The 12,208-nt window shown below is 58.2% G+C and carries 14 protein-coding genes; 10 read left to right on the top strand and 4 right to left on the bottom strand.

The window, feature by feature from the left end; translation table 11 throughout:
• Positions 1-133 precede the first annotated feature (133 nt).
• The 5 genes from VGG22_15060 (at position 134) to VGG22_15040 (ending at position 3,303) form a co-directional block, all read left to right on the top strand.
• Positions 134-424, top strand: a complete 291-nt coding sequence (locus tag VGG22_15060; protein HEY1729695.1) for a hypothetical protein — start codon at positions 134-136, stop codon at positions 422-424.
• A gap of 59 nt (positions 425-483) precedes the next feature.
• A complete protein-coding gene (locus VGG22_15055; GenBank protein ID HEY1729694.1) occupies positions 484-912 on the top strand; it encodes a hypothetical protein in 429 nt (142 codons plus the stop codon).
• A gap of 217 nt (positions 913-1,129) precedes the next feature.
• Positions 1,130-2,560 (top strand): glutamine synthetase family protein, encoded by a 1,431-nt coding sequence (locus VGG22_15050; protein HEY1729693.1) that lies wholly within the window; start codon positions 1,130-1,132, stop codon positions 2,558-2,560.
• Positions 2,561-2,572: 12 nt separating this feature from the next.
• Entirely contained in the window at positions 2,573-2,941 is a 369-nt protein-coding gene (locus VGG22_15045) for a DUF202 domain-containing protein (GenBank protein HEY1729692.1), read from the top strand.
• 8 nt (positions 2,942-2,949) lie between these two features.
• On the top strand, positions 2,950-3,303 hold the full coding sequence (locus VGG22_15040) for a VOC family protein (GenBank protein HEY1729691.1): 354 nt from the start codon (positions 2,950-2,952) through the stop codon (positions 3,301-3,303).
• On the opposite strand, the gene VGG22_15035 is transcribed toward VGG22_15040, so the two are convergent.
• Positions 3,300-3,779, bottom strand: coding sequence for a GNAT family protein (locus tag VGG22_15035; protein HEY1729690.1), 480 nt, complete (start codon positions 3,777-3,779; stop codon positions 3,300-3,302). The genes VGG22_15040 and VGG22_15035 overlap by 4 nt on opposite strands.
• A 79-nt stretch (positions 3,780-3,858) precedes the next feature.
• On the opposite strand from VGG22_15035, the gene VGG22_15030 reads away from it, so the two are divergent.
• From VGG22_15030 to VGG22_15010, 5 genes are read left to right on the top strand one after another with little or no spacing between them, the layout of a single operon-like run.
• Positions 3,859-4,845 (top strand): hypothetical protein, encoded by a 987-nt coding sequence (locus VGG22_15030; GenBank protein HEY1729689.1) that lies wholly within the window; start codon positions 3,859-3,861, stop codon positions 4,843-4,845.
• A gap of 60 nt (positions 4,846-4,905) precedes the next feature.
• Positions 4,906-5,646 (top strand): amino acid ABC transporter ATP-binding protein, encoded by a 741-nt coding sequence (locus VGG22_15025; GenBank protein ID HEY1729688.1) that lies wholly within the window; start codon positions 4,906-4,908, stop codon positions 5,644-5,646.
• 9 nt (positions 5,647-5,655) lie between these two features.
• Complete coding sequence (locus VGG22_15020; protein HEY1729687.1) at positions 5,656-6,528, top strand: transporter substrate-binding domain-containing protein; 873 nt, start codon at positions 5,656-5,658, stop codon at positions 6,526-6,528.
• 34 nt (positions 6,529-6,562) lie between these two features.
• Positions 6,563-7,222: an amino acid ABC transporter permease gene (locus VGG22_15015; GenBank protein HEY1729686.1), complete on the top strand. Its 660-nt coding sequence runs from the start codon at positions 6,563-6,565 to the stop codon at positions 7,220-7,222.
• Entirely contained in the window at positions 7,222-7,866 is a 645-nt protein-coding gene (locus VGG22_15010) for an amino acid ABC transporter permease (GenBank protein ID HEY1729685.1), read from the top strand. The genes VGG22_15015 and VGG22_15010 overlap by 1 nt, the downstream gene beginning before the upstream one ends.
• A gap of 13 nt (positions 7,867-7,879) precedes the next feature.
• Here the strand turns inward: VGG22_15010 and VGG22_15005 are convergent, their stop codons facing one another.
• From VGG22_15005 to VGG22_14995, 3 genes are all read right to left on the bottom strand, one after another.
• A complete protein-coding gene (locus VGG22_15005) occupies positions 7,880-9,037 on the bottom strand; it encodes a DEAD/DEAH box helicase (GenBank protein HEY1729684.1) in 1,158 nt (385 codons plus the stop codon).
• 468 nt (positions 9,038-9,505) lie between these two features.
• Entirely contained in the window at positions 9,506-10,165 is a 660-nt protein-coding gene (locus tag VGG22_15000) for a tetratricopeptide repeat protein (GenBank protein HEY1729683.1), read from the bottom strand.
• A gap of 51 nt (positions 10,166-10,216) precedes the next feature.
• On the bottom strand, positions 10,217-12,202 hold the full coding sequence (locus tag VGG22_14995) for a S9 family peptidase (protein HEY1729682.1): 1,986 nt from the start codon (positions 12,200-12,202) through the stop codon (positions 10,217-10,219).
• Between the last annotated feature and the right edge of the window lie 6 nt (positions 12,203-12,208).

The following is a 12,208-nucleotide window of genomic DNA, read 5'->3' as shown; positions in this document are numbered from 1 at the left end:
CCTCGCCGGCGCCGTCACCATCAGTGCCGTCCATCGTGGCAGGAACGATATCGCCAATTCAGATTGACAACTGCCGCCTAGATTATGTGTATGGCGGGCTTTTCGGAGCTCTCGGAAAACCACTGGCGCGTTGATGATCAAGTTCACGAACGAGAGCAACCAAGAGATCGTGCTCGCGCGCTTTGCGGTCGACATTGACGGAAAAGACGTCTCGGTGCGCGACGTCGGGAAATTCTCACCCGGCATAACCGTCGACCATCGATTCAAGGACTATGCGGGAAACGTACAGTTCGTCTTCTCGCGCCAACCGCAGCCGAAGTGTGCGGTAACGTTTGTAAAATACGCAGACGGAACCATTTGGGGTCTACCCGTTGAGCCGGCGCCCGAAATCACCCCGACACCGGCTCCAACGGCTACGATCTAATCAGCTCTGTTTCGCGAGGCCGCATGTTCGGGACTCTCGTGGGTTGAAGCTACGATTTCATGATCCGCGCTCTGCTTTGCGCTGCCGCCATCCTCGTTGTATGCAGCGCCGCCCAGGCCCAGACAGCCGCACCCGCATCGCCCGCTGCAGCCGCGTCACCCGTACCAACGTCGACCCCCGATCTTGCGGCAACACGCATTTTGCAAATTTTCACGATGAAGCATGTGTCGGCGGATTGGTTCACCGACGACTTCCTGGCGCACGTTCCCGCCTCGCAGATCGAGGACATCGCAGCGCAGCTCAATTTCGGAATTGGGCCATTCAAGACCGTCGCTCGACCAAACATTAAGTTGGTCGACGACCCTCCCGCGCCGTGGCGTCGCTACATCGTGATCTTTAAGGAAGGCTCGGACGACGTTCTCATACACATCAACGATGCGGGAAAAATCGACGGACTCGTGTTCCGTACGCCGCGCTCAAGTTTTTAACTGATTGAGACGCTCGAGCTTTTCTTTTTGATCGAGCGATTCCAGCCAGTCAAATGCGGCGTCACTGACGCGATCCAGCCGGCACCGCGTTGAGCGGTAGTAGGCGGGGTTGACCGTGACGATCCGGTTGGCGCGGTAGGGAGCTCCTCCTTTAGTGTCTCGGTCATTGTACATTTGGAGCGAGGATTCTGATGACGTTGTGCAAAGCGCGAATGCTATGACGACCGAACTGCGCGATTTTCTGACGCTGTCCTATTCCGAGCTGGAAGAGCTCAATCTTCAAGCCAAACGCCAACGGCACAGCCGCGTTTCTCTGGATGATCTGCAGGAAGAACGCCTGCGATACCTCACCGACGAGCCCCGCATCAAAGCGGTCACGGTGATGTTCAGCGACCTCGAGGGCCGGCTGCACATGCTCGACTACGACAAGAAATTTCTTCTAAAGTCGTACGACAATCTGACCTTCGACGGCTCGTCGATCCGTGGCTTCACCGAGCAGCGCGAGAGCGATCTGCGGCTGTTCCTCGACTGGAGCGCCTTCTATTGGGGACCGTCCGATATTTTCGGACCGGGCAAGGTCCTTGTCTTCGGTGACGTTATGTCGCGCGACGGCGAGGTCTACCCGGCCGACGTTCGCGGCCTACTCAAGAAATTCGCCGTTGAGCAACACAAGAAAAACGGCTACACGCTGAACGCTGCCAACGAAATCGAAGGCTTCCTCTTTCAGGGTCTCGATGCCGAGCAACATTTCAACGAGACCGGAAAATTCGATTACGTTAACACGGGTGGTTACTACCACTCCCTGCCGGGCGATCCACTGCGCCTGTTCATCGACATGACGGCTGAAGTGCAACGCGCGATGGGCTTCGAGAATGAAAAGGATCATCCCGAAGTCGCCCCGTCGCAATTTGAAATCAACTACTCGTACGGTGAGGTTGTTGCCGCCGCGGATACCATCCAATTATACAAGCTCATCTGCCGCCAGGTCGCAACCAAGCTTGGTATGTCGGCGAGCTTCTTGCCGAAACCGGTTGTCGGCGTGAACGGTAGCGGGATGCACACGAACGTTTCGATCGCGAAGAGCGGCAAGAATCTGTTCTGGGATCCAAAGGGTGAGGAACGCCTGAGTGCCTTTGCCTGGGGATTTGTCGATCGTATTCTCTCGGCCGGCGACGACATCTGTCTACTGCTGAATTCGAGCGTCAATGCATATCGACGTCTCGATCCGCACTTCGAAGCACCGAATCAGATCAAGGCATCGGCTGTCGATCGCGGATCAATGATTCGTGTTCCGTTCGGCAACGAGCGCAGCTCGCGCGTCGAAGTTCGCTCCGTGGCGCCAGATGCGAATCCGTATATGGTGATGTTGTCGGTCTTCCGGACCGGCATCGACGGCCAGGTTGCTAAGATCAAGAACCTACGGCAAGCGGAGCGTTATCTGCCGGACAATATCTACACAGCACTTTCAGGTTTCCGTGAATCGAAGTGGGCCTCGACCCTCCTTGGCGAAGAGGTCAAGGGCCGCTATGCAGATCTCAAGCAAGCCAGCGCAGACCGATGCCCGCGCTTACTCGGAACTTTCGTCAAACCGCAAGAAGTGCAATATCATCACGAAGTCTATAATCAGTATCTCTGGAATCTGTTCTAGACGACGGATGGCGTGAACGCAGCGCCGAGAGCTACCGATACTCTCGCAAACGAACGCACGTTCCTCGCTTACGTGCGAACGGCGCTCGCGTTCATCGGGTTCGGATTTGTTATCGCACGCTTCGCGCTTTTTGAACGCGAAGCGTCGCTCATTGCGCACGTTGCTTTCAAAGCGACCGGAGCATCAACGGCCTTTGGAACGGTAATGGCCCTGGCGGGAATCGTTACGGGCACCTACGGGTCTGCGCGGTACGTCCTGACCGACCGTGCGCTGCGCCGAAGCGAGAATTCGCCGATGCCGGCCTGGGTCGCCGTCACCGGTGGTGCGATTATCACGATCATCGGGGCGATCGTCGCCGTCAATCTCTACCGCACTCAGTAGGGCCGCAAATGAAAATCAAGGACGTCGCATTCACTGCCTACGCTGTTAATGACGTCGAGCGTGCGCGAGCCTTTTACCGGGACGTCCTTGGACTGCAGGAAGGTCAGTATTTCAACGATCGCTTCTACGAGTTTAACGTTGGGCCGTCCACATTTGCAATCGACGGTGACCCGCCGCCGGGCTTACAACCCGGTTCATCGAGCGGCGTGAACTTTGAAGTCGACGACATTGTCGCCGCGCACGAGCACTTGATCGAGAACGATGCAACGGTTACCGAAGTGTATGAATTCCAAACATGCTCGATCTGTTTTGCGATGGACCCCGACGGTAACGGCTTCGCGCTCCATCAACGTAAGGGCTAGACGAGATCTCGCCTTAGCAGACCATAAACGCAAAGATTCGCATACCGTCCGTCCTCATCGCGGAACCCGTCGCGAAACGTTCCCTCATGCTTGAATCCGGCGCGTTCGTAAAGGCGCCGTGCTCGAGTGTTCGATTCGACCACCTCGAGCCATATCCGATCCGCGCCGATCTCATTGAAGCACCGAGACACAAGCCATTGTAGTGCGAACGTTCCGATGCCGCCATGCTGCTTCGTTACGATAATTCTGCGGAGTTCCACGAGCCACGGCGCTTCTGGATCGTATGCCAGTAGCAGCATACCGGCGCGCTCGCCGTCTTTCGTAAGAATGAACGTCCCGCGAGCCGGATCCTCAAGAGCCGCTCGAACAGCGTCCAGCGGAACCGGATGGACGAATGCCCGCGCATGCGCTGCATCATGGGCTACGTGGATGAAATCGACGTCATCGAGTGTAGCGCGACGAACTGCGAGCATCATTTATTAAACTGTCAACAGAACGTGGGCGTTTGGCATTCTTCAGAGCAAATTGTCTCCCAACCGCCGACGTGCGCCATATATGACATGGCATTCATGCTTCGCTGCGATCGTGCTTGCCGCATGCGCTACGACGGCACCGACGGGCGCTCAGCAGGTCGCACCGAATTCGGATCAGGCGTTCGCGCTGGTCGGCACCTGGAAGTGCGAAAGCGTAGCGTGCAGCCTGGGAACCATGACGTTCACGCGTGACGCGCCCGGATCGATCTCAATGAAGAACGTCTTTCGGACAACGGACGGCCTTTCCGGAGAGTTCGACGAGACCTATCGCTTCGACTCGGGAAGCAGTACCTGGAAGTGGGAATCGCATCTACGCTCAGCCTCGAACTTCAACGAAAGCGGAACCGCCGGGCCTTGGACCACGGACAAGTGGACCTTCGAGGGAACGCAGGATAGCGGACAGGCATCGGAACCGATCCACATGGTTTACACGAAGCAGAGCAATTCCGCATTCACACGCGAGTTCGAGACTTCGGTCAACGGAACGTGGCTGCCACAGAATGCCTCATCATGCACGCGCGGTTCCAACCTGGCGGCCAGCATGAGCATCGGCGATCTTAAGAAGAAGATGGCGGCCGCCGCCAAAACCGTGCACACGCAGATCGCAAGTGGACCGGTCGTCATGGAGATGTATATCGCGGACGGCTATCTCTATCACCGCGTCGGGAGCAGCGCCTGGCAAAAACAGCCGATGCCGTCAGCAGCCGCACTACCGGCCGACTCGATCAAGACGTTGGTTGAGGGAACGCGCATAATGGTGGGTGCCGACGTCAGTGAAGGCGGGGTAACCTACGGATCATATCAAGTCTCGATCGCGACGGCGTCGATACCAGGAGCACACGCGGCGGGGCCGCGCGAATTGTCGTGTACGTATGACAAGAGCACGTTTCTCACACACGAGTGTAAGAATAGCTTCATCACCGAGACATTTCTCGATTACAACGATCCGAACAATGCAGTGACGCTTCCCGCCGAACTTTCGACCGTAACAGTGACGCCCACGAAATAAAGCCCGGCTCTCGCGGCGACGGCAGGCAAAATACTGCTATAACGAGTACGGTGCGACTGCGTGCCGATCATCGAATTTGCTGCCGTTAACAAATGGTTTGGGCAGCAGCATGTCCTCATTGACATCGACCTCGCTGTCGAAAAAGGCGAAGTCGTTTGCGTGATTGGCCCATCGGGGTCCGGCAAGAGCACCCTGATACGGTGCATCAATCGCCTAGAGACTATTCAGACCGGCCGGCTCACCGTCGACGGCAAAGAGGTGAGCGCCAAAACGACTGACATCGGCGCCGTTCGTGCTGAGGTAGGAATGGTGTTTCAAGGGTTTCACCTCTATCCTCATATGACGGCGCTGCAGAACGTCTCGCTCGCTCCAATCAACGTAAAACGCCTTTCGAAAACGGAGGCCGAGCGCTTGGCGCGTGAGATCCTCACCCGCGTGGGTCTCGCTGATAAAGAGGGATCGTATCCGGCTCAGCTTTCGGGAGGCCAACAGCAGCGCGTCGCAATTGCGAGGGCTCTCGCGATGCAGCCGAAGATTCTCCTTTTCGACGAGCCCACAAGTGCGCTCGACCCTGAGATGATCAAGGAAGTCCTTGACGTCATGGCCGCACTTGCGACGACGGGAATTACGATGCTCGTCGTCACGCACGAAATGGGCTTCGCACGAAGCGTCGGCCATCGCGTCATCTTTATGGATAGCGGGCGCATCGTCGAAACCGGAACGCCCGAACATTTCTTCAAAAACCCGGAGAACGAGCGAACCAAAACGTTCCTCTCCAAAATCCTGGCGCACCACGTATAAGGAGAATACATGACCCACGGCATCACTCGTCGTTCAATTATTACGCTTGCGGGAGGAACTCTCGCTGCATCTCTGCTCCCAGTTGCCGCATCTGCGGACAGCACGCTCGATGCAATCAAGAAGCGCGGAGTCCTTAAGATTGGCGTGAAGTATGATAATCCGAGTTTCGGTTACCTCACGCCCGGTCAGAGCGAACCAACCGGTTTCGAGATCGACCTCGCGCACGAGATCACCAAACGCATCCTCGGCGACCCCAGCAAAGTACAATTTGCGCAAGTCATCACCTCAAATCGCATCCCGATGGTGCAAAACGGCGATATCGACATGTTCATCGCGACGGCGACGATCACCGCGCCACGAATGCAGCAAATCGCGTTCTCGAACGTCTACTACTCGGCAGGACAGTCCCTGTTGGTGAAAACTGACTCGCCGATCAAGAGCTATCACGACTTGGCGGGCAAGAACGTCTGCACCGCAAAAGGCTCCACGCCCGAGCAGACGATCCATCAGCTCGTGCCGACGGCAAACGTGCAAACCTTCGATGGATACACGCCGTGCTATCAAGCCCTGCTCGATGGCCGAACCGATGCGATCACGACGGACAACACCATTCTGGTTGGTTTCCACAATCAAGCTCCAAAGGATGTCAAACTTGTCGGCGGTTTGTTTACGTTCGAGCCCTATGGGATTGGGATAGCAAAAGGAAACGACACGCTTCTTAAGGCTGTAAACGACGCGCTCGTGTCGATCGGTAACGACGGCACATTTGCGAGGATCCATGAGAAGTGGGTGCACGAACCCCTGCCTGCAAACTGGAAAACGTGGTACGCGATGCCGGCTGAGAAGGCTGCGCAACAATTCGCCAATCAAACAAAAGGCTAGGTAAGGCGAGCCGAGAGCAGAGCACGTCGACGTAATGGACTGGGAACTCCTGGCCCAAAACCGGCAACTGCTCCTCTCGGGGCTTCGCATTACGGTCGAAGTGTCGGCGTGCGCGCTGGTGCTTGCGTTTGTGCTCGGAACCGTTATCGCAACGTTACGTGTTGCGCCGAACCGGTTGTTACGAACGATCGGAACCGCGTACGTCGAGTTCGTGCGCAACGTCCCCTTGCTCGTACAAATCTTCTTCTTCTACTTCGGACTGCCGTCGATCGGAATCCGGTTCGGCGCTTTTGAATGCGGCTTTCTCGGCCTAGGCATCTACACCGCTGCATTCATCGCAGAAACTATTCGCGGCGGAATTCTCTCCGTGCACCGCGGGCAGATGGAAGCGGCGCTGGCTTCGGGGATGAGCCACGCGAAAGCAATGCGGCTTGTCATTCTTCCGCAAGCATTTCGCGCCGTGATTCCGCCGCTCGGGAACCAAGTACTCAACCTAATCAAGAACAGTGCGCTCGTTAGCACGATCGCCGTCTACGACATCCTGCATACGGCCGATTCGATCGGTGCGCAAACTTTTGCGTACTCGACCGTGTACACGGCTGCGGCTCTTCTCTATCTCTGCTTGACCCTTCCATCAGCCTACGTCGTAAACCAACTGGAACGCCGCTTCAAGACGGCAGCGGTAAGCGTCTGATGGACTGGCTATTCAACGTCCCGACCATTCTTTTTCTCTTGGGCGGACTCGGCGTCACCATCAAGCTTGCGGCCGTCGCGATCGCCGGATCTCTCGTAATCGGAATTCTGCTCGCGCTTGCAAGACTCTCGAGATATCCCTGGCTGCGTTGGCCGGCGACCATCTACATTGAGGGAATGCGGGCGCTGCCGATGCTCCTCGTTATCGTCTATACGTATTTCGCGATTCCACACGCGCTCGGCATCAAGCTGGCGCCATTCACGGCCGGTGCGATAGCGATGGCCTTGTTCACTGCATCACTCGTGGCTGAAATCGTCCGGTCCGGCATTTTAGCCGTGCCTCGCGGAATCGTCGAAGCAGCAGAATCGCAGGGGCTGCGCGGAACGACGATCATGCGGGTGATCCTCCTGCCGATTGCGCTGCGGAACATGATGCCCGCACTCGTGGCGCAGTTCGTCTCGTTACTGAAGGATACGTCGTTGACCGCTATCATCACGATTCCCGAGCTGCTTGGACGAGGCCAAATCGTGTACGCGGCGCCGCCGTTCAAGCCGCTACCGGTGTTTGCGCTGGTCGCGGCAATGTACTTCGTCGTGAACTATACGATCGGTCAAGCCGGCCGGCGACTCGAAACCAGAAGTTGAACGACGCCTAGCGTCAGCGCCTAAATCGTAGGCTCTTGCTGTGCATCCCGAGCGGCATGAACGTACGGGCACGACCGGTGGGCATACTCTTCGAAGGGTTCCGCTCGAGCGTCGTCCCGGTTACCATCACGGCATCCGAAGGAAGATCACGACGTCCGACGCGACCGATGAGCTGCTCGACTTCGGCTTCTCCAAACGCGTCGGCATCGGTGATTACTATCAGGTCGGCGGCCGGAACGTCAAGGCCGCTGCCGACGAGGTTCGTTGCCGCGAGAATCGAGGGCGATCCGTCGCGAAATTGTCGCATCATCTCGACGCGGGTCGAGGTTTTGTCGACCTCGACGCCTTTGCGACGATGCCGCTTGCGATGTTCAGCCGTGTCGGCCATGTCGCCGCGCAGTTGCTGCACGTCAATCTCATACGTATCCGCAAGGCGCTCGGCGATTCGCGGGACGTCGCCGCGTGTACGGCCGATCACGAAGATGCGTGAACCGCGCGTGAGATGCTCGCGAATATGCGACTCGGCTCGCGTCAGCTGTTCGGCCGGCGGCTCGCCCCAGACGCCCGCAATTTTATGCACTTTTGTCGGGCGTACGTCGAACGGCATCTCGCGCATGCGCGCGACGTTCGCCATTGCGCCGATGCGCGTCAGGAACGGTCTTAGCTCGTCGGGCGTCGCAGATGCAAAGACCAGCGGACAGCCGAGATTCTCGAGCAAGCGCAGATGCTCGCGCTCGTCGAACGCATTCACGTCGTCGATAATCGTGAGCGCAGCGTGATCGACGAAATCCCAGAGATGTTTGATCGAGAGCAGCATTGCGCTGCCGATGACAATTTGCGCGTTGCCGGCACGCACAGCCGCCTCGCCCGCGCGACGTTCTGCCGGCGAAACGCCCCCGTGAATTTCCGCGATGTGCAACCCGGTGCTATCCAGGCGTTCGTGAAAATAGGTGACGTGTTGGCGGACGAGATCGCGCGTCGGCGCGATGATGACGACGTAGCCGCCCTCTAATACCGCTCGCAGCGCGACACGCATGAGGACTTCGGTCTTGCCGGAGCCGGTCGGAGCGTGGAGCAGATGCTCGTGGGCGCCGCTCTCGAGGCCGCGGATAATGGTGTCGACTGCCCGCGTTTGATCGTCGGTTAGGGTGAATTGCTCGTCTGGGCGGATCAGCTCATGTGCGATGGCGACGCGCTGTGCGTTGCGATCGACCCGGGCGAGGATTTCCTCGGAATTACGTTTCGGCTGTATGAAAAGATCTTTTCTGGCGTGGAGTGCGTCGCGGGCGCCTAGGTAAGCGACCCGGACTCACGACATCAGGACACGACCCAATGGTTGCACTCAGGCTGACACCCGACCGTAGCGCTTCTGGGCTCGGGCTCGTGCTTTTTGCGCTTCAACGCCCCGGTTGCGCGGCGGCGCATTGCTCACGAGCGACGCGAGCAAATGATGAGCTGCATGACTGACTTCTTCCACGGCGCGACTAAATGCGGCCTCATTCGCCTTCGATGGATGCGTGAATCCGCTAAGTTTTCGCACAAACTGCACTGACGACGCGAGGATCTCTTCGTCAGTTGCAGGCGGTGCAAAGTTATGCAGCGTTTTAATGGCTCGGCACATGTCTAGAACCGCACTCCTTTAGCGACTTAGCGCCGCATCGATAACCGGTCCGCACGCGGCGCGAACCTCAGGCGTTAGCGTAAAAACCCGATTGAGGTGCTTGGCGCTTACAAAGTCTTGCGCCGCTTGCGGGCACTGACGCAGTTTTACATAAATCAGAGCGCGATTGGTATAGAACAGTCCGACGTTCGAGTTGAGCGTTATAGCTTGGTTGGTGTCGCTTAACGCCGCAGCCAGGTCGCCACGTTTGAAGAATAAGTTTCCGCGGTTGTTAAATGCATACGCGAATGTCGGTTTCACGCGAATCGAGGTGTTGTACTCTTCGAGAGCCCGGTCGGTCTGTCCAAGTTTTGAGAAGATGATACCGCGATCGTCGTACGCCTCGGCGTAATTCGGGTCGAGTCCGATCGCCTGTGAGTAGTCTGCCATCGCGAGCTCGTTTTGCTGCATGTGGTAGTAGCTGAGCCCGCGGTCACGGTAGACGATCGCCAGATCGGGCCCGGTCAGAGTGCCGGCCTTGATCAGAGCGGTGCATCCTTCTATGGTCTGTGCGTCGGTCGCGCTATCGGCGTAGCACCAATCGTGCTGTTGTTGTGTCTGCGCCGAAGCCGGCAATACAGCCGATACCCCAAACGTCGCTACCATTAAAGGGATAAGCGCGAACAGAAGCCTTTTCATGGGCTTCTCTCCTTCATCCGCCGGAGAACGTCCTCGGTAAGCGCAATCACACTAGCGAAGATAGTGGTCAAACCACGCGATCGTTTGTCGCACGATATCGATCTGGTTTGCGACCTTCCTCGGATGATGACCCTCGCCGGCGTAAACGACGAGCTTCACCGGCACCCCGAGCGTCCGCATCGCGTGCCAGCACTCGAGAGCTTGCGCCGCCGGAGTTTCCTCGTCGAGCTCCCCCGCCAAAACGAGAATCGGCGTCTTGGAATGCAGCACGAACGTGATCGGTGAGCTCTTCGCGTAAATAGACGGATCCTCATAGACGGACGAGCCGAAGAATGGAATCATCCACCGGTCGATTTGGTTCTCGCCGTAATACGACTGGTAGTTGAAGATCCCAGCGCCCGCGACGAGCGCCTTGAAGCGCGTCGTCTGCGTCTCCGCCCACATCGCCATGTAACCGCCGTAGCTCCATCCGGTTAACCCCAAGCGGTGCGGATCGATCGACGCCGTTCTGATCGCCGCGTCGACTCCACGAAGATCGTCGCGCCAATCGCCGTAACCAAAATCTTTGACGTTGCCGCGTGTGAAGGCCTCACCTTGGCCGTAGCTGCCGCGCGGATTGGGAAGAAAGATGACGTATCCGCTCGACGAGAGCGCGCTGATCGTCGTGCCGCTAAAAAGCGGCACCCACTCCCACGCCGGTCCACCGTGGATAAGCGTCACCATCGGATAGCGCCGACGCGGATCGTAGCCGCGCGGGTAGATGAGCCAGCCTTGCGCTTCGGCACTGTCACTCTTCCATCGAATCGAGACGGTTTTGCCGACGTAGCGCGGGGCGCGCGCATTGATGTGTGAGATCTGCCGAAGCGACGATGGCGGACCTGCCCACAACTCGGCCGGTTCGCTGAACGATTCGCGCACTAGCGCGACGACGCCACCATGCAGCGCGCTTGACCAGTTCCACACAGACTCGGCACGAGCGGTCAATGTCTGCAACGAACCCGTTGACGTCTCCAAGCGAACGAGATGCATTGCGCCGGGTATATAGGCGACCGCGTCCAGATGCGTGGCGTCCGTCCAGCGCAGTGATTCAAAAGAAATCGGCTGCCCGGCCGTCGCGTTTCGGGTCGCACCGGTTGCCGCGTCGACGAGATACACGTCTCCGCCGGTAATGGTGAAGTCGCTCATGAGCCCGCCGATGAACGCAATGTGTTTCCCATCCGGCGACCACTGCGGATCGGCGATTTGATAATTGGGAGCCAGCAGCTGGTGCATCGCGCCGGTGCGTGCATCGATGCGCGATAACTTGGCGATCCACCAGTTATCGTCGCCGTTACCGAGCGCGTATGTCGCCACGCATTGCCGTCCATCCGGCGACCATCCGTATTCGTAAACATACACGTTCGGCGGCGTCAGCACGCGGACGCTACCTGATACGACGTCGACCGTCGTAAGGCGCTGCTCGTCGGTCTTTGCACCAATGTCCCCGACTTCGCGAGCGCCCGCATTTGTCGCGCCCGCTTTTCGCGTCGCGTGCGAAATGTAGAGAAGCCCAAGCCGGTCGCCGCGGGGCGACCACGAGAGGCCCTGCGCCTCACCGTTGAGCTGTCCGATCTGGCGTACGTTCGATCCGTCGGCGCTCGCTACGAAGATCTGCGTCTGGTGCGGCGAGCGCGCGTCGGAGAGAAACGCAATCTGTTTTCCGTCGGGCGACCAAACCGGGTTTTCTTCGTCATACGCACCCGCTTGCGTAGCGGCACTGATACGAATAGCGCTTCCCGACGCGAGCGCGCGAACGTACACGGCGGTTTGACGCGGCGACGTTAATGGATCCGCGCCGTCACGAAACGTCTCGCTCCACGCGACCCGGCGACCGTCCGGCGAAAGTTCGACTGCATCAAAGTCATGCACCGCAGCGCCAGCACGTAGAATATCACGCAGCGCCGGCCGCGCCGGCGCACTCTGTCCGACGTTCGGCACGAAAACGAATCCAAGTGCGAGGGCGACGGCAAGCAGAGAGGCTCGATTCGTGTTGCGCATAAGCAG

The sequence above is a fragment of the Candidatus Baltobacteraceae bacterium genome (genome assembly GCA_036489885.1).
Taxonomy (GTDB): domain Bacteria; phylum Vulcanimicrobiota; class Vulcanimicrobiia; order Vulcanimicrobiales; family Vulcanimicrobiaceae; genus JAFAMS01.
This window is presented reverse-complemented; position numbering and strand designations above follow the sequence as displayed.

Excerpts from the sequence above, each read along its gene's own strand:
- VGG22_15060 (HEY1729695.1), top strand. The coding sequence starts at position 134 with ATGATCAAGTTCACGAACGAGAGCAACCAAGAGATCGTGCTCGCGCGC.
- VGG22_15055 (HEY1729694.1), top strand. The coding sequence starts at position 484 with ATGATCCGCGCTCTGCTTTGCGCTGCCGCCATCCTCGTTGTATGCAGC.
- VGG22_15050 (HEY1729693.1), top strand. The coding sequence starts at position 1,130 with ATGACGACCGAACTGCGCGATTTTCTGACGCTGTCCTATTCCGAGCTG.
- VGG22_15040 (HEY1729691.1), top strand. The coding sequence starts at position 2,950 with ATGAAAATCAAGGACGTCGCATTCACTGCCTACGCTGTTAATGACGTC.
- VGG22_15035 (HEY1729690.1), bottom strand. The coding sequence starts at position 3,779 with ATGATGCTCGCAGTTCGTCGCGCTACACTCGATGACGTCGATTTCATC.
- VGG22_15030 (HEY1729689.1), top strand. The coding sequence starts at position 3,859 with ATGACATGGCATTCATGCTTCGCTGCGATCGTGCTTGCCGCATGCGCT.
- VGG22_15020 (HEY1729687.1), top strand. The coding sequence starts at position 5,656 with ATGACCCACGGCATCACTCGTCGTTCAATTATTACGCTTGCGGGAGGA.
- VGG22_15015 (HEY1729686.1), top strand. The coding sequence starts at position 6,563 with ATGGACTGGGAACTCCTGGCCCAAAACCGGCAACTGCTCCTCTCGGGG.
- VGG22_15010 (HEY1729685.1), top strand. The coding sequence starts at position 7,222 with ATGGACTGGCTATTCAACGTCCCGACCATTCTTTTTCTCTTGGGCGGA.
- VGG22_15000 (HEY1729683.1), bottom strand. The coding sequence starts at position 10,165 with ATGAAAAGGCTTCTGTTCGCGCTTATCCCTTTAATGGTAGCGACGTTT.
- VGG22_14995 (HEY1729682.1), bottom strand. The coding sequence starts at position 12,202 with ATGCGCAACACGAATCGAGCCTCTCTGCTTGCCGTCGCCCTCGCACTT.